Below are 17,500 nucleotides of genomic sequence, written 5' to 3'. Positions count from 1 at the left end.
CAAGCAGCAAAAGTAGTAATCAATTGAATCCTTATACTCTTTCGTACGCTCTTTACTAATTTCTCAATTAATTGTCTTATTTTCCTTATATAAGTAAACGGATTAAATATCTTTTTCAATCTTATACCCCACTCCCCATACTGTTTTTATATATCTAGGTTTCCTTGGATTCTCCTCAATCTTTTCACGCACTTTTCGAATATGCACCATTACAGTATTATCAGACTGGAAAGATCGTTCGTTCCACACCTTTTCATAAATTTGCTCCGCACTAAACACCATACCTGGATTTCTAGCTAGCAATTCTAAAATTGAAAATTCCCTCGGAGTTAGTTTCACTTCTTCTCCCTCTACAATAACTTTATGGGTCGAGATGTTGATTTTCATCTCCCCAATTTCTAACTCGTCCTCATTTTGAATAGCGAAACCATTCATTTTCATATAACGGCGTAACTGAGATTTAATTCGTGCAATTAGCTCTAACGGATTAAACGGCTTCGTTACATAATCATCTGCCCCTGTTGTTAATCCTAAAATCTTATCCATATCTTGCGTTTTGGCAGAAAGCATAATAATAGGCATTTCTTTCGCTTCCCTTACCTTCATACACATATGAATACCATCCACTTTCGGCATCATAATATCTAATACGACTAGATGTACTTCATTTTCTTCCAATAGACGTAATCCTTCTTCTCCGTCTCCTGCTTGTAATACTTTATATCCTTCATTCTTTAAATAGATTGTAATTAAATTCCGAATTTCTTTTTCATCATCTACGACAAGTATTGTTTCGTGTGCCACAATATCTCCCCCATCACTTTTTTAATCCCTAACTTCTATTATAGGAAAACTTCTGAAGAAAAACGCTCGGAAATCCTTAAGATTTTCTGAAGACGCAAAAAAGGTCTAGACTCCCCTTAAGTCTAGACCTTTAAAAAACCCCTTTTATTTACGAACGTAGATGAAATATAGTACGAATAAAACTCCCATAACATACATAATCGGATGAACCTCTTTACGACGACCACTCACAACCATTGTAATTGGATAGAAGATAAATCCAATCGCAATCCCAGTTGCGATACTATACGTAAGTGGCATAGAGATAATTGTAAAGAATGCTGGCACTGCAATCTCGAATTTCTTCCAATCAATTTCCCCTAAGGAAGAAACCATCAAGATTCCTACAATAATTAAAGCCGGCGCCGTTACAGCTGGCGTTACAACACTTAGTAATGGCGAGAAGAATAGTGCCAGTAAAAAGAATCCTGCTGTTACAACTGCTGTAAATCCAGAACGTCCTCCTGCTGCTACCCCTGCAGACGATTCAATGTAAGACGTTGTTGTTGATGTACCAAGAATCGCACCAATTACAGTTGCAATCGCATCTGCAAATAACGCTTTTCCTGCACGTGGTAATTTATTGTTCTTCATTAATCCTGCTTGATTTGCAACCGCTACAAGCGTACCTGCTGTATCAAAGAAATCGATAAAGAAGAACGTTATAATAACAATCCCCATTTGAACTGTGAAAATATCTCCGAAGTGCGTTAACGCCACGCCGAACGTTGGTTCTAGACTCGGTATTGCTCCCACCACAGCTTTCGGAGTATCAATTAATCCTGTTGCTACTCCTAAGATCGCTGTAAGAATCATACCGTAAAATACTGCACCATTAATTTTCTTAATCATGAAGATGATCGTAGTAACAACCCCGAAGATTGCTAGTAACGTTGTACCCTTTGTTAAGTCCCCCAACCCAACAAGAACTGCATCATTTTTCACGATAATTCCGGCATTTTGGAATCCAAGAAATGCAATGAACAATCCGATACCTGCTGCCACTGCAAACTTTAACTCCGATGGAATTGCATTGATGATTTTTTCACGAATACCTGAAGCAGTAAGAATAATAAAGATAATACCTGACATTAATGTTCCGGCAATTGCTGTTTGCCATGGAATCCCCATCGTTAACACTGCTGTATAAGCAAAGAACGCGTTAATTCCCATACCTGGCGCTAAAGCAATTGGATACTTCGCGAAAATACCCATAATTAACGAACCGATCGCTGCCGCTAATGCCGTAGCAACGAATACTGCCCCTGGATCCATCCCTGTACCTGCTGGTAACCCTTTAACATTTCCAAGCGACAGCGTAGCAGGATTGACAAACAGTACGTAAGCCATAGATAGAAATGTCGTTAACCCTGCTATGAACTCAGTCTTATAATTCGTACCGAGTTCATCAAACTGAAAATAGCGTTTCATCTTACGTTTCCCCCGTTATATGATTACTCGCCGTATTTCACCCTAGCCCTCTTTTATCCCGAGAAATAAAAAAGGCTTCCATTGCATATATACATGGAAGCGTTCTATGAATAAAGATAAGATTCCCCTCACCTTTATAAAAACGCCTCGTAGTCAAGCCATTTACGGTAGCTAGGTAGAAACTTTCGGGCCATATCCCCGATATTATACGACGGCATAATATTCACTTTTCGTTTGAATTACATAATCATATTAACTCGACGAAGTAGTTTTGTCAATTTAAAAACGAACATTTTTATAAAATTTTATATTTTCGTTCGTATTAATACCAAAATAAAAAAGATCCATCTATGCATAAGCAATAGATGGACCTTTTTATAAATACTATTCCCACTCAATAGTTGCTGGTGGCTTACTCGTTACATCATACACGATACGGTTAACGTGTTTTACTTCGTTTACGATACGTACAGAGATTTTCTCTAATACGTCCCAAGGGATACGTGCCCAGTCAGCTGTCATACCGTCGATAGATGTTACCGCGCGGATACCTACTGTGTAATCATAAGTACGCTCGTCACCCATAACACCTACGCTACGCATACCAGGAAGCGCAGTGAAGTATTGCCAAATTTCACGATCTAAGCCCGCTTTAATAATTTCTTCACGTAAAATTGCATCAGATTCACGAACGATTTCTAATTTCTCTTCTGTGATTTCACCTAATACACGAATACCAAGACCCGGTCCTGGGAATGGTTGACGCCATACGATTTCATCAGGAATTCCTAGTTCAGATCCTAATACACGTACTTCATCTTTAAATAACGTGTTTAAAGGCTCAATTAATTTGAACTGCATGTCTTCTGGAAGTCCACCAACGTTATGGTGAGATTTAATTGTTTGTGCAGTTGCTGTACCACTCTCAACGATATCTGTGTAAAGTGTACCTTGCGCTAAGAAGTCCATACCTTGTAATTTTGACGCTTCATCATCGAATACGTAAATGAATTCGTTACCGATGATTTTGCGTTTTTGTTCTGGATCTTCTACACCTTTTAACTTGTCCATGAAGCGGTCTTTTGCATCCACTTTAATAACGTTCATATGGAAGCCTTCGCTAAATGTTTTCATAACGCCTTCTGCTTCGCCTTTACGAAGTAAACCGTGGTCAACGAAAATACATGTTAATTGGTCGCCGATTGCTTTATGAATTAATACTGCTACAACAGAAGAGTCTACACCGCCACTAAGTGCGCATAGTACTTTTTTGTCTCCAACAGTTTCACGGATTTTTTCTAATTCTACTTCGATAAAGTTCTCCATGTTCCATCCTTCAGAACAACCACATACGCCGAATACGAAGTTTTTAATTAAATCGTTACCGTGCTCAGAGTGACGTACTTCTGGGTGGAATTGTACACCGTATAAGTTTTTCGCTTCATTGCTCATACCAGCAATTGGGCAAGACTCACTTGTTGCGTCTACTACGAATCCTTCAGGTAAACCAGTTACTAAGTCACCATGACTCATCCATACAACTTGCTCTTCTGGAAGGTTCGCATATAATTTTGATTCGTTCTCTACTTTAAGAACAGCTTTTCCGTACTCACGGTGGTTTGCACGCTCTACTGTACCACCGAATTGTTGCGTCATAAGTTGCATACCGTAACAAATACCGAAGATCGGTAATCCTAGGTCAAAGATTTTTTCATCACAATGTAATGCGCCTTCACCGTATACACTATTTGGTCCACCAGAGAAGATAATCCCTTTTGGATTCATTGCTTTAATTTCTTCTGCAGTAATTGTATGTGGATGAAGCTCACTGTATACACCGAACTCACGAATTCGACGTGCTATTAACTGATTGTATTGACTTCCAAAATCTAAAACGATAATTGTATCGTGTTGCTTCTTCAAAATAATCACCCCAACGTTAGTTCTCGTATATAAATATTTTCACCAATTTGGCGAAAAGCATTACCAATATAATAAAAAAAGCCAGTCCTCCGCCTCTAGTCTCATAACAAAGAAAAGGCAGGGGTCTGACTTTATAAAGAAAGATAGTCTTCCGTTCTTTATAAATATACGACACACTGCCTTCATAGTCAGGTTGTTTACGGTAACCCGGTAGAGACTCTCAAACCTTATCTTTGAGGATATATGAAGGATCGTTTTATATTATCTTCCTAGATTCTAACAATGAAGTATCGGTATGGTCAAGAGAGAAAGCGACAAAATTCTACAGAAATTCATTTCCTTTTCTAAAAAACATAAAAAAACATCCATTTCTATATAGAAATGGATGTTTTTTAGGACAAACGGAATTACATCATTCCGCCCATACCGCCCATGCCCATGCCGCCCATGTCAGGCATTGCTGGTGCATTTGGTTCTGGCTTGTCAGCTACTACAGCTTCAGTTGTTAAGAACATAGCTGCAACAGATGCTGCGTTTTGAAGTGCAGAACGAGTTACTTTAGCTGGATCTACGATACCAGACTCAAGCATGTTAACCCATTCGCCAGTAGCTGCGTTGAAACCAACGCCTACTTTTTCGCCTTTTAGACGCTCTACAACTACAGATCCTTCTAGACCAGCGTTGATTGCGATTTGACGAACTGGCTCTTCTAGTGCGCGAAGTACGATGTTGATACCTGTTGCTTCGTCGCCTTCAGCTACGATAGAAGCTACTTTTGTGTATACGTTCATAAGTGAAGTACCACCACCTGCAACGATACCTTCTTCTACTGCTGCACGAGTTGAGTTAAGTGCATCTTCAATGCGAAGTTTGCGCTCTTTTAACTCAGTTTCAGTTGCTGCACCTACTTTAATTACTGCTACGCCACCTGCTAGTTTAGCAAGACGCTCTTGTAATTTTTCACGATCGAATTCAGAAGTTGTTTCTTCTAATTGCGCACGGATTTGACCGATGCGAGCTTCGATTTGTTCTGTGCTTCCTACACCTTCAACTACAGTTGTGTTTTCTTTTGTAACAACAACTTTACCAGCGCGTCCTAAAGATTCAACTGTAGCAGATTTTAAGTCACGACCTAATTCTTCAGTGATTACTTCGCCACCTGTTAAGATTGCGATATCTTCTAGCATTGCTTTACGACGGTCACCAAATCCAGGAGCTTTAACAGCTACTACGTTGAATGTACCACGAAGTTTGTTTACTACTAATGTAGCTAAAGCTTCGCCTTCAACATCTTCAGCAATGATAAGAAGTGGTTTACCTTGTTGTACCACTTGCTCTAATACTGGTAAGATTTCTTGAATGTTAGAAATCTTTTTGTCAGTGATTAAGATGTATGGGTTATCAAGAACTGCTTCCATTTTGTCAGAATCAGTAATCATGTAAGGAGATGCATATCCACGATCAAATTGCATACCTTCTACTACGTCTAATTCTGTTGTGAAGCCTTTAGATTCTTCTAAAGTAATAACGCCGTCGTTACCAACGCGCTCCATTGCTTCAGCGATTAATTGACCTACTTCTTCGTCAGCTGCAGAAATAGCAGCTACTTGTGCGATAGAAGATTTGCCTTCGATTGGTTTAGAAATCGTTTTTAATTCTTCGATTGCAGCAGTAACAGCTTTTTCGATACCTTTACGAAGACCCATTGGGTTCGCACCAGCTGTTACGTTTTTAAGACCTTCACGAATCATAGCTTGCGCTAATACAGTTGCAGTTGTTGTTCCGTCACCAGCTACGTCATTTGTTTTGCTAGCAACTTCTGCTACTAATTTCGCACCCATGTTTTCGAATGCATCTTCTAATTCGATTTCTTTTGCGATTGTTACACCATCATTTGTAATAAGTGGTGAACCAAATTTTTTCTCAAGTACAACGTTACGACCTTTTGGTCCAAGCGTAACTTTTACTGCGTTTGCAAGAGTGTCGACACCGCGAAGCATCGAACGACGTGCTTCTTCACTAAATTTAATATCTTTTGCCATAATAATTGACCCCCTTGGATTTTTTAAGATTTATATAATTAACCGATAACTGCTAAAATGTCACTTTCACGTAAAATCAAGTAGTCTGTACCTTCATATTTCACTTCAGTACCTGCATATTTTGAGAAGATGATAAGATCACCTGCTGCTACCTCTAAAGCAACACGCTCACCATTCTCAAGCACTCGACCAGTACCTACTGCAACAACTTTACCCTCTTGTGGTTTTTCTTTTGCAGTATCTGGTAATACGATACCACTTGCTGTTTTTTCTTCTGCTTGAACAAGCTCAATTACAACGCGATCACCTAATGGCTTTAGCATGAACAATAACCTCCTCATTTTGTTATGTAAATTTCTTTTATTAGCACTCAAGTCATCCGAGTGCTAACACACTTATAATAATAAATAATCTCAATTTCTTTTGCAAGTAAAAAAATCATAATTTTTTCGCAAATCACTATATAAACTTTCTATATACAATACTGCCTTTACTATATGAATCGTTGTTTCCACTGCTCGTATGTTACAATATGAAAGGACACCCTAAGTTGTTTTCGCTACACATACAACTTTCTCCTGTCTTCTATTATAATTTCAAATAAGGATTTACGAAAAAAACATAATTCAAGAGGTTTATATCGTAGGTAGCATATTTACATGTTATCCTAACTTATCTCATACACTATAGTTAGAAAGGATGGTTAAACCATTTGAAGAAACAATACTGGTGGATTATCGTTACATACATTTTAATGCAGTTATCTGGCGTTGTTGGATTACCACTTCTCCTAAAAACAGGACTCTATGATAATAGAGGATTTACCATTGAGGAAAAAGGACAAATCATAACAGGACACTGGGCAATTATTAGCTTCTTTGTTGCATTATGTATCGTACTTTGGTTACTTAGAACAGATATTCGTGACAGGCATTTAGATGCAATGCGCTCTTCTGTTCCAGCTACTATTGGATGGATTTTTATCGGGTTCTTCTTAGCAATCATCTCACAATCCATTGCAGGTATGATTGAAATGTATGTATTTGGGGTTCCACGTGGATCTGAGAATACAGACAGACTGATGGACATCGCAAGAACGATACCTTGGTTCCTTATTGTTGTATCTATAATTGGACCTATCTTAGAAGAAATCGTATTTAGAAAAATTCTATTCGGCACGCTTTATAAGAAGTTTAACTTCTTTATCGCAGCTATCATTAGTTCGCTTGTATTCGCAACAATTCATTTTGATTTTACTCACTTATTGGTATACACTGCTATGGGGCTCGTATTCGCCTTCTTATATGTGAAGACGAAACGTATTATCGTTCCGATTGCAGCTCATGTTGCGATGAATACATTAGTCGCTATTGGGCAAATTTTTATGAGCAATGAACAAATTCAAGAAATGATTAAAGAAGCTGAAAAAATGCAAGGCTTTATCGGAGGATTTTTTGTATGAGAAACTCACCATTGTTCATGGCTGCACTATACTTCCTTCTTGGATGTATCTTTACACGCTTCGCCATTACGAACGTGACAGATACAATCTGGAATATGTGGACAATACTATTTGCAGTTATGGCAACAATTGATTTTAATTTGGCACTTCGCCTTATATTAGTTAAATTCACAAAGAAGAAACAATAATAAAACGCAGAGGTCGCTTCCTCTGCGTTTTATTGTGGATAGTTTTTCAAAAAGTAAACTAATGTTTGTAACTCTACAGCTAAGTCAATATGATGAATTCTAATATTCTCTGATACGTTTAATCGCGCTGGTGTGAAATTCAAAATACCGTGCACGCTTGTTTCAGCTAATCTATCTGCTACAGCTTGTGCTACTGTAGCCGGTACTGTTAATATTGCCACTTGTATATCATTTGATAATCTCTCTTCTAATTCATCTAAATGATATACAGGAATGCCCCCGATTTCTGTTCCAACTTTCTCTTCACTAACATCAAATGCCATTTCAATTTTTGTATTATTGTTTTTCGTGAAATTATAATGTAAGAAAGCGGTCCCTAAATTACCTACTCCAATAAGTGCTACACGTGTTATATCATCTTGATCAAGTGTTTCGCGGAAAAATGATAATAAATAATTTACGTTATATCCATATCCCTTTTTCCCTAACGCTCCAAAATACGAAAAATCTCTTCGTATTGTTGCGGAATCTACTTTTACTGCCTCACTCAATTCGGCCGATGAAACACGCTGCTTACCAGAAAGAGATAAGTTTTGGATAAATCGATAGTATAGAGGCAATCTTTTAGCAGTGGCTTGTGGAATCTTTTGCTGATCCATATGACCTCTCCTCTCTTCCTATCTTTATTCATATACTTTAATCAAATACAGAAGTTTAGCACTCATTAAATTCCTTGTATAATAAAGAGAAGAAGTATTCTCTCTTTATTTTAAACTATACACTATTTTTAGTATGATTGAGAAATATAAACATGGCAAAGTTAAGAAATTATTTGAGGTGAAAACATTGATTTTATTACAAGTAAACGCGCTTTCGAAATTATACGGTGCAGAAACGATTCTTGCAAACATAAAATTGGAAGTACAAACAAAAGATCGTATCGCATTAGTTGGAAGGAATGGAGCAGGAAAATCTACATTATTAAAAATTATCGCTGGTGAATTATCTCATGATGGTGGCGAAATTATAAAACCGAAAGATGTCTCAATCGGATATTTAGCTCAAAATACTGGACTAGAAACGTCTTTAACAATTTGGGATGAAATGCTAACCGTCTTTACCCACTTACAGCAAATGGAGACAAAACTTCGAAGGCTTGAGCAAGAAATGGGAAAAGAAGAAAACTTTTCAAACGAAGCTACATATGAAAGATTGTTAGCTGATTATGACCAACTACAACTCAATTATAAAGATCAAGGTGGATATCAATATGAAGCGGATATTCGCTCCATTTTAAGCGGCCTTGGCTTCCCAGTTGAAACGCACCAGACGACGATCTCTACTTTAAGCGGCGGGCAAAAAACAAGATTAGCTCTCGGGAAATTATTATTAACAAAACCAGACTTACTTATTTTGGACGAGCCTACAAACCATTTAGACATCGAAACATTAACATGGCTTGAGCAATATTTGCAAGGTTATCCTGGCGCAATATTAATCGTCTCACATGACCGTTATTTCTTAGACAAACTCGTTACACAAGTATATGAAATTTCGAATAAAGAAAGCAGACGATTTGTTGGTAACTACAGTAAATATTTAGACTTAAAATCAGCATTATATGAGCAAGAAATGAAACGTTACGAAAAACAACAAGATGAAATCGCAAAACTTGAGGACTTCGTTCAAAAGAATATAGCTCGTGCTTCTACAACGAAACGTGCTCAAAGTCGCCGTAAACAACTAGACAGAATGGAATTATTAACGAGACCATTAGGGGATTCTAAGTCAGCATCATTCCACTTCGATATTGAAAAACAAAGTGGAAATGATGTTTTACAAGTAAATGATGCAACCATCGGCTATGATGAAAACCCTATAATTGAACATGTAACTATGCGCTTAACTCGCGGAGATAGTGTTGCTTTAGTTGGTCCAAACGGAATTGGGAAATCCACATTGTTAAAATCCATTGTGAATAAGTTACCACTATTAAATGGTGATGTTTCTTTCGGATCAAATGTATCTGTTGGTTATTATGATCAAGAACAAGCAAACTTAACATCTTCTAAACGGGTTTTAAATGAACTATGGGATGAATATCCACTGCAACCGGAAAAAGAAATCCGTACTATACTTGGGAATTTTTTATTCACAGGAGATGATGTACTGAAACCAGTATCTTCCCTTAGTGGTGGACAAAAAGCTCGATTAGCTCTTGCAAAACTTATGATGCAAAAGTCAAATTTGTTAATTCTAGATGAGCCTACGAACCACCTTGATTTAAATAGTAAAGAGATTTTGGAGAATGCTTTAATTGATTACCCAGGGACTCTTCTATTCGTCTCACATGACCGCTACTTTATTAACCGTGTAACAACGACTGTGGTTGAGTTATCAACAGAAGGTGCACAGGAATATTTAGGGGATTACGATTACTACGTTGAAAAGAAAAATGAAATGATTGAACGTGCAGAACTTGAACAGCAAGAAAGTGACGTTCCTGTTCAAAAGGTGGTTGCACAAGAGAAATTAAATTATTTAGAAGAAAAAGAGCGTAAAAAACTAGAGCGTCAACGCACTAGAAAAATTGAAGAGCTAGAACAAAGTATAGTGGAATTAGAAGAAGAAATTGCTACGTTAGAAGATCAACTTTGCTTACCAGAAATATATGCAGATTATGAAAAAGCTAGTGAAATTACAACTAAAAAGCAAACGCTACAAGAACAACTTGAAACTTGTATGGCAGAATGGGAAGAGCTGCATGTATAAGCATATTTAAATAAGGAAGATGTCTCATAAGTCAGGATTTTTGACTATGTGACATCTTTTTTTAGTACTTAAACAATTTTTTGAATATATCTATCGTAACTTAGAATATACTAACGATTTTTTAAATATATCTATTGTAACCCTATATATATTAACAATTCGACACGAAATATCGTTTTAACGACAAAGATTGACAAGATTAGCATCTTCTATAATGGGGAGATGTTTCAAAATGTTTTTCGGGGATATCTTCTTGCTTTTTATTTCCCGAAAAAGAACAAATTCAAAGGTCTGACATCAACCTATTTATCCACAAGTTTATACACATATCCACCTTTATAAAATAAACATCAAAATAACTTTTCCACATTATCCACAGTCAATAAAAAAGTTATCAACATTTTATATACACAATAAAACCCACATTATCAACAGATAATATGGGTTTTATCCACAGCCTGTGGTTAATTATGTGTATAACTATGCTTCAATATCTAATCCTGGATTTGCATTTAAGGCTAATGTTGCACGCTTACCTTGTTCATAAGCAATTGTCCCTGCCGCTGCAATCATCGCTGCATTATCTGTGCATAAAGATAGCGGCGGAATAATTAATTCAATGTTTTCTTTTTGTGCAAATTCCTCTTCTAATCGCGCACGAAGTCCTTTATTAGCAGCTACTCCACCAGCAAGAAGTAATTGCTTTACATTATAAGCTTCTGCTGCACGAGCTGCTTTCGTTACAAGTACATCTATTACACTTTCTTGGAAACTTGCCGCTAAATCTTCTGGTGCAATTTCTATACCGCGCTGTTTTGCGTTATGCACAGTGTTGATAACTGCTGATTTCAATCCACTAAAGCTAAAATCATACGAATCCGGTTCTAGCCATGCACGAGGCAAATCAATTGTCGGTTCTCCTTCATGTGCAAGGCGATCAATATGAGGACCACCTGGATATGGCATAGATAACGTACGAGCTACTTTATCATATGCTTCTCCAGCTGCATCGTCTCGCGTTTCACCAATTACTTCGAATGAACCATGTTCTTTCATATAAACAAGTTCTGTATGCCCACCAGATACAACAAGTGATAATAACGGGAATTGAACTTCTTTTACTAAACGGTTCGCATAAATATGACCAGCAATATGATGAACACCGACTAACGGAATATCATGTGCAAACGCTACTGCCTTCGCTGCATTTACTCCAATTAGAAGTGCTCCTACTAAACCAGGACCTTCTGTTACAGCAATTGCATCAATATCATCAAATGTGATGTTTGCTTCCTTTAAAGCTTCTTCTAACACAACTGTAATTTCTTCTACATGATGACGGGATGCAATCTCTGGTACAACGCCGCCAAAACGTTTATGACTTTCAATTTGTGATGCAACGACATTCGCAATAATTTCCGTTCCATTTTTAACAACTGCTACTGCTGTTTCATCACAACTTGTTTCAATACCAAGTATAATCGTATTTTTTTCCATTATATATTCACCCACATTACGAGACCATCTTCCTGATTGTCTGCATAGTATCGTTTACGAATCCCACCATTTTGAAATCCGTATTTTCTGTATAACTGCTTTGCTACTTCATTTGATACACGTACTTCAAGTGTCATTGTTTTTACCCCTAGTTCTTTCGCTTCAGAAATAACTGCTTTCAATAGGGCATCTCCTAACTTTTGACCTCGGTATTCTGGCAAAATAGCTATATTTGTTATATGTGATTCATCAATAATTATCCACAATCCACAATACCCGACTACACGACCATCTTTTTCTAACACAATATAATGTGCATGTTCATTCATCGTTAATTCACGGTGAAAGGCATCTGCAGTCCAAGGAGTTGAAAAAGACGCTTCTTCAATAGCTACAATTTGAGCAATATCATCAAGCTCCATCTTTCTAAATATCATATCCATCTTCTGCAAGCTCCTACTTGTTTTGACTTTCTAACCACTTTGTTTCAGCTTCAGCTAAACGAAGATAGCTTGGAACAAACGTATGCACATCTTGTTCTTCTTTTTGTAATCCTAAGAATGCTAGCTCACTTGGTCTTGGGTTATTTTTAGTAAATGGAGCGAATACAGCTTGATCACCTAAATGTTCTATAATTGTTTCTTTATGCAATTTAACATCGTTACCGATAAATAAAACAGGCTGTCCTTTATCTTTTAACATTTGCAACCAGTCTACAATAAGAATAATTCGGTCTTCTTCTATTGAAGTTAACTGCTCTCCTTCATATGTATATAACCCAGTATAAATTTGCCCACGTCTTCCATCAAATAAAGGACAAATTAACCCGTTAAAGTTAGCACCGTTTGCAGCTACTACCTCTAAACTTGATACACCTACAATTGGTATTTGAAGTGACCAAGCTAATGTTTTCGCCGCTGTCACGCCTATACGAACACCTGTATAGGATCCAGGTCCAGCAGCTACAACGATTTTAGTTAATTCCTTCGGTTTTACGCCACACTCTTTTAACAGTTTCTCTACAGCTGGCATAAGACGTACAGAATGGTTTTTTGTTAAATTTGTAATGATTTCCCCAATTACGTTTTCTTCCTCAATAAGGGATACACCCATTACGTAATTTGAAGTATCAATTGCTAGTACTTTCATCTTGTAATAGCTCCTCACATAATCTAATATAGCGATCTCCAATTGGCTCGAGTATAATTTTTCTTGTGTCATCTCCAGCATGGAATAAACTAATTTGTAACTTTTCATTCGGTAAATATGCTTCTATTAAATGAGCCCATTCTACTACCGTAATTCCTTCACCGTAGAAATATTCATCAAAGCCTAAGTCCTCTTCACTTTCTGCTAAGCGATACACGTCCATATGATATAGCGGTAATCTTCCTTTATATTCTTTAATGATATTAAAGGTAGGACTATTTACAACTCTTTTCACTCCAAGACCTTTTGCTAGTCCCTTTGTAAAAGTCGTCTTACCAGCTCCAAGATCTCCTTCTAAAATAATTACGTCTTGTGCCTCTACGAGCTCACCTAGTTTTTCTGATAACCTTTGTGTTTCCTCAGAAGATTTTGTTGTTACTTCATATTTACTCACAGACTTCACCTACTTTACTCACAATGTTCTCTGCTCTTTATTATACAGGTTTTGAATATATAAAAAAGTCCTTAGGAGTTGTCCTAAGGATAGTTTGACTGTCTTTATTAGTTTTTTGTTAAAACAAATAAAAAAATACGAAACAACTTGTTTCGTTCTTTTCTTTATATGAAATGGCGGTCCCGACCGGGGTCGAACCGGCGATCTCCTGCGTGACAGGCAGGCATGTTAACCACTACACCACGGGACCATTTGGTTGCGGGGACAGGATTTGAACCTGCGACCTTCGGGTTATGAGCCCGACGAGCTACCGTGCTGCTCCACCCCGCGACAATATAAATAGCTTGGCGACGTCCTACTCTCACAGGGACAAGGTCCCAACTACCATCGGCGCTAGAGAGCTTAACTTCCGTGTTCGGTATGGGAACGGGTGTGACCTCTCTGCCATCATCACCAAACTATGAAGGCATATTCCTTCAAAACTAGATAACATTGCTACATATTATATGGTTAAGTCCTCGATCTATTAGTATTCGTCAGCTCCACATGTCACCATGCTTCCACCTCGAACCTATCAACCTGATCATCTTTCAGGGATCTTACTAGCTTACGCTATGGGAAATCTCATCTTGAGGGGGGCTTCATGCTTAGATGCTTTCAGCACTTATCCCTTCCGCACATAGCTACCCAGCTATGCCCTTGGCAGAACAACTGGTACACCAGCGGTGCGTCCATCCCGGTCCTCTCGTACTAAGGACAGCTCCTCTCAAATTTCCTACGCCCACGACGGATAGGGACCGAACTGTCTCACGACGTTCTGAACCCAGCTCGCGTACCGCTTTAATGGGCGAACAGCCCAACCCTTGGGACCGACTACAGCCCCAGGATGCGATGAGCCGACATCGAGGTGCCAAACCTCCCCGTCGATGTGGACTCTTGGGGGAGATAAGCCTGTTATCCCCGGGGTAGCTTTTATCCGTTGAGCGATGGCCCTTCCATGCGGAACCACCGGATCACTAAGCCCGACTTTCGTCCCTGCTCGACTTGTAGGTCTCGCAGTCAAGCTCCCTTATGCCTTTGCACTCTACGAATGATTTCCAACCATTCTGAGGGAACCTTTGGGCGCCTCCGTTACACTTTAGGAGGCGACCGCCCCAGTCAAACTGCCCACCTGACACTGTCTCCCGGGTCGATAAGACCCGTAGGTTAGAATTTCAATACAGTCAGGGCGGTATCCCACCAGCGCCTCCACCGAAGCTAGCGCTCCGGTTTCAATGGCTCCCGCCTATCCTGTACAAACTGTACCAAAATTCAATATCAGGCTACAGTAAAGCTCCACGGGGTCTTTCCGTCCTGTCGCGGGTAACCTGCATCTTCACAGGTACTATAATTTCACCGAGTCTCTGGTTGAGACAGTGCCCAAATCGTTACACCTTTCGTGCGGGTCGGAACTTACCCGACAAGGAATTTCGCTACCTTAGGACCGTTATAGTTACGGCCGCCGTTTACTGGGGCTTCAGTTCAGAGCTTCGCTTACGCTAACCCCTCTCCTTAACCTTCCAGCACCGGGCAGGTGTCACCCCCTATACTTCGCCTTACGGCTTCGCAGAGAGCTGTGTTTTTGCTAAACAGTCGCTTGGGCCTATTCACTGCGGCTTTCCGTTAAGAAAGCACCCCTTCTCCCGAAGTTACGGGGTCATTTTGCCGAGTTCCTTAACCAGAGTTCTCTCGCACACCTTAGGATTCTCTCCTCGCCTACCTGTGTCGGTTTGCGGTACAGGCACCTTTTATCTCGCTAGAAGCTTTTCTTGGCAGCGGGGAATCAAAGACTTCGCTCCATAAGGAGCTTCCCCATCACAGCTCAGCCTTCACGATAAGCGGATTTGCCTACTTATCAGCCTAACTGCTTGGACGTGCACAACCAATCGCACGCTTCTTCTATCCTTCTGCGTCCCTCCATTGCTCAAACGATAAAGAGGTGGTACAGGAATATCAACCTGTTGTCCATCGCCTACGCCTGTCGGCCTCGGCTTAGGTCCTGACTAACCCTGAGCGGACGAGCCTTCCTCAGGAAACCTTAGGCATTCGGTGGACGGGATTCTCACCCGTCTTTCGCTACTCATACCGGCATTCTCACTTCTAAGCACTCCACCAGTCCTTCCGGTCTGACTTCACTGTCCTTAGAACGCTCCCCTACCACTGATACCATTGGTATCAATCCGCAGCTTCGGTGGTGTATTTAGCCCCGGTACATTTTCGGCGCAGAGTCACTCGACTAGTGAGCTATTACGCACTCTTTAAATGGTGGCTGCTTCTAAGCCAACATCCTAGTTGTCTAAGCAACTCCACATCCTTTTCCACTTAATACACACTTTGGGACCTTAGCTGGCGGTCTGGGCTGTTTCCCTTTTGACTACGGATCTTATCACTCGCAGTCTGACTCCTAAGGATAAGTCATTGGCATTCGGAGTTTGACTGAATTCGGTAATCCGATGAGGACCCCTAGTCCAATCAGTGCTCTACCTCCAAGACTCTTACACTTAAGGCTAGCCCTAAAGCTATTTCGGGGAGAACCAGCTATCTCCAGGTTCGATTGGAATTTCTCCGCTACCCACACCTCATCCCCGCACTTTTCAACGTGCGTGGGTTCGGGCCTCCATTCAGTGTTACCTGAACTTCACCCTGGACATGGGTAGATCACCTGGTTTCGGGTCTACGACCACGTACTAAACGCCCTATTCAGACTCGCTTTCGCTGCGGCTCCGCCTCTTCAGCTTAACCTCGCACGGGATCGTAACTCGCCGGTTCATTCTACAAAAGGCACGCCATCACCCGTTAACGGGCTCTGACTATTTGTAGGCACACGGTTTCAGGATCTCTTTCACTCCCCTTCCGGGGTGCTTTTCACCTTTCCCTCACGGTACTGGTTCACTATCGATCACTAGGGAGTATTTAGCCTTGGGAGATGGTCCTCCCAGATTCCGACGGAATTTCACGTGTTCCGCCGTACTCAGGATACATTCAAGAGAGAACGAAGTTTCGACTACGGGGTTGTTACCCTCTACGACGGACCTTTCCAGGTCGCTTCGTCTACCTCGTTCCTTTGTAACTCCGTATAGAATGTCCTACAACCCCAAGAGGCAAGCCTCTTGGTTTGGGCTATGTTCCGTTTCGCTCGCCGCTACTCAGGAAATCGCATTTGCTTTCTCTTCCTCCAGGTACTTAGATGTTTCAGTTCCCTGGGTCTGTCTTCCTTACCCTATGTATTCAGATAAGGATACCATACCATTACGTATGGTGGGTTTCCCCATTCGGAAATCTTCGGATCAAAGCTTACTTACAGCTCCCCGAAGCATATCGGCGTTAGTCCCGTCCTTCATCGACTCCTAGTGTCAAGGCATCCACCGTGCGCCCTTTCTAACTTAACCAAACTAAAATTAAAAAATATGAGCTACACTGTTATCTAGTTTTCAAAGAACATACATTTATATATGAGAGATAGTTCTCTCAAAACTGAACAAAACGAAACACGGAAACTTTATTAATGAACAGCGTTCATCAATTCTCCATAGAAAGGAGGTGATCCAGCCGCACCTTCCGATACGGCTACCTTGTTACGACTTCACCCCAATCATCTGTCCCACCTTAGGCGGCTGGCTCCAAAAAGGTTACCCCACCGACTTCGGGTGTTACAAACTCTCGTGGTGTGACGGGCGGTGTGTACAAGGCCCGGGAACGT

General features: G+C 40.0%; 14 protein-coding genes, 2 tRNA genes, 3 rRNA genes and 2 riboswitches (2 of these 21 cut by a window edge). Of the genes, 3 read left to right on the top strand and 16 right to left on the bottom strand.

Going from position 1 to position 17,500, the window contains the following annotated elements:
- From ampS to groES, 6 genes are all read right to left on the bottom strand, one after another.
- On the bottom strand, positions 1-119 hold the start of the coding sequence (ampS, locus tag GD442_RS01510; protein ID WP_086408001.1) for an aminopeptidase AmpS. It extends 1,387 nt beyond the left edge of the window; the window shows 119 of its 1,506 coding nt (coding positions 1-119); it begins with the start codon at positions 117-119; its stop codon lies beyond the left edge, outside the window.
- Positions 103-804: a response regulator transcription factor gene (locus GD442_RS01505; RefSeq protein WP_000929885.1), complete on the bottom strand. Its 702-nt coding sequence runs from the start codon at positions 802-804 to the stop codon at positions 103-105. Before GD442_RS01505 ends, ampS begins: the two co-directional genes overlap by 17 nt.
- Positions 805-948: 144 nt before the next feature.
- Positions 949-2,274, bottom strand: a complete 1,326-nt coding sequence (locus tag GD442_RS01500; protein ID WP_000833082.1) for an NCS2 family permease — start codon at positions 2,272-2,274, stop codon at positions 949-951.
- A 130-nt stretch (positions 2,275-2,404) separates the two neighbouring features.
- Positions 2,405-2,506: riboswitch (purine riboswitch) on the bottom strand.
- A gap of 152 nt (positions 2,507-2,658) precedes the next feature.
- The gene (guaA, locus tag GD442_RS01495; protein WP_000743899.1) at positions 2,659-4,197 is read right to left on the bottom strand and encodes a glutamine-hydrolyzing GMP synthase; all 1,539 of its coding nucleotides are present in this window, start codon (positions 4,195-4,197) and stop codon (positions 2,659-2,661) included.
- Positions 4,198-4,362: 165 nt separating this feature from the next.
- Positions 4,363-4,464, bottom strand: a riboswitch (purine riboswitch).
- Positions 4,465-4,604: 140 nt separating this feature from the next.
- A complete protein-coding gene (gene groL, locus GD442_RS01490) occupies positions 4,605-6,239 on the bottom strand; it encodes a chaperonin GroEL (RefSeq protein ID WP_001029993.1) in 1,635 nt (544 codons plus the stop codon).
- 38 nt (positions 6,240-6,277) lie between these two features.
- Positions 6,278-6,562 (bottom strand): co-chaperone GroES, encoded by a 285-nt coding sequence (gene groES / locus GD442_RS01485; RefSeq protein ID WP_000917311.1) that lies wholly within the window; start codon positions 6,560-6,562, stop codon positions 6,278-6,280.
- A 389-nt stretch (positions 6,563-6,951) separates the two neighbouring features.
- On the opposite strand from groES, the gene GD442_RS01480 reads away from it, so the two are divergent.
- Together GD442_RS01480 and GD442_RS01475 are read left to right on the top strand one after the other, a co-directional pair.
- Complete coding sequence (locus GD442_RS01480; protein ID WP_000745325.1) at positions 6,952-7,701, top strand: CPBP family intramembrane glutamic endopeptidase; 750 nt, start codon at positions 6,952-6,954, stop codon at positions 7,699-7,701.
- The gene (locus tag GD442_RS01475; protein WP_001246201.1) at positions 7,698-7,889 is read left to right on the top strand and encodes a YdiK family protein; all 192 of its coding nucleotides are present in this window, start codon (positions 7,698-7,700) and stop codon (positions 7,887-7,889) included. The genes GD442_RS01480 and GD442_RS01475 overlap by 4 nt, the downstream gene beginning before the upstream one ends.
- A 29-nt stretch (positions 7,890-7,918) precedes the next feature.
- Here GD442_RS01475 and GD442_RS01470 read toward each other — a convergent pair whose 3' ends face one another.
- A complete protein-coding gene (locus tag GD442_RS01470) occupies positions 7,919-8,548 on the bottom strand; it encodes a redox-sensing transcriptional repressor Rex (protein ID WP_000372699.1) in 630 nt (209 codons plus the stop codon).
- A 187-nt stretch (positions 8,549-8,735) separates the two neighbouring features.
- On the opposite strand from GD442_RS01470, the gene GD442_RS01465 reads away from it, so the two are divergent.
- Entirely contained in the window at positions 8,736-10,661 is a 1,926-nt protein-coding gene (locus tag GD442_RS01465; protein ID WP_000602146.1) for an ABC-F family ATP-binding cassette domain-containing protein, read from the top strand.
- A gap of 480 nt (positions 10,662-11,141) precedes the next feature.
- On the opposite strand, the gene tsaD is transcribed toward GD442_RS01465, so the two are convergent.
- The 9 genes from tsaD to GD442_RS01420 all read right to left on the bottom strand — a co-directional run.
- Positions 11,142-12,158, bottom strand: coding sequence for a tRNA (adenosine(37)-N6)-threonylcarbamoyltransferase complex transferase subunit TsaD (tsaD, locus tag GD442_RS01460; protein WP_000414585.1), 1,017 nt, complete (start codon positions 12,156-12,158; stop codon positions 11,142-11,144).
- On the bottom strand, positions 12,158-12,601 hold the full coding sequence (gene rimI / locus GD442_RS01455) for a ribosomal protein S18-alanine N-acetyltransferase (RefSeq protein ID WP_000367190.1): 444 nt from the start codon (positions 12,599-12,601) through the stop codon (positions 12,158-12,160). Before rimI ends, tsaD begins: the two co-directional genes overlap by 1 nt.
- A 13-nt stretch (positions 12,602-12,614) precedes the next feature.
- Positions 12,615-13,307, bottom strand: a complete 693-nt coding sequence (tsaB, locus tag GD442_RS01450; protein WP_000865740.1) for a tRNA (adenosine(37)-N6)-threonylcarbamoyltransferase complex dimerization subunit type 1 TsaB — start codon at positions 13,305-13,307, stop codon at positions 12,615-12,617.
- Complete coding sequence (tsaE, locus tag GD442_RS01445; RefSeq protein ID WP_000049642.1) at positions 13,288-13,761, bottom strand: tRNA (adenosine(37)-N6)-threonylcarbamoyltransferase complex ATPase subunit type 1 TsaE; 474 nt, start codon at positions 13,759-13,761, stop codon at positions 13,288-13,290. The genes tsaB and tsaE overlap by 20 nt, the downstream gene beginning before the upstream one ends.
- A 174-nt stretch (positions 13,762-13,935) precedes the next feature.
- Positions 13,936-14,011: transfer RNA gene (locus GD442_RS01440), tRNA-Asp, on the bottom strand.
- A 3-nt stretch (positions 14,012-14,014) separates the two neighbouring features.
- Positions 14,015-14,091: transfer RNA gene (locus tag GD442_RS01435), tRNA-Met, on the bottom strand.
- A gap of 12 nt (positions 14,092-14,103) precedes the next feature.
- Positions 14,104-14,219: ribosomal RNA gene (gene rrf, locus GD442_RS01430) — 5S ribosomal RNA — on the bottom strand.
- A 48-nt stretch (positions 14,220-14,267) separates the two neighbouring features.
- Positions 14,268-17,189: ribosomal RNA gene (locus tag GD442_RS01425) — 23S ribosomal RNA — on the bottom strand.
- A 144-nt stretch (positions 17,190-17,333) separates the two neighbouring features.
- Positions 17,334-17,500, bottom strand: a 16S ribosomal RNA gene (locus GD442_RS01420) (it continues 1,385 nt past the right edge of the window).
- The 16S, 23S and 5S rRNA genes sit together here with 2 tRNA genes alongside, the layout of an rRNA operon.

Source organism: Bacillus sp. A260 (assembly GCF_009861435.1).
Lineage (GTDB): Bacteria > Bacillota > Bacilli > Bacillales > Bacillaceae_G > Bacillus_A > Bacillus_A cereus.
The sequence above is the reverse complement of the archived record's forward strand: the minus strand, read 5'-3'. Positions and strand labels throughout refer to the sequence as shown.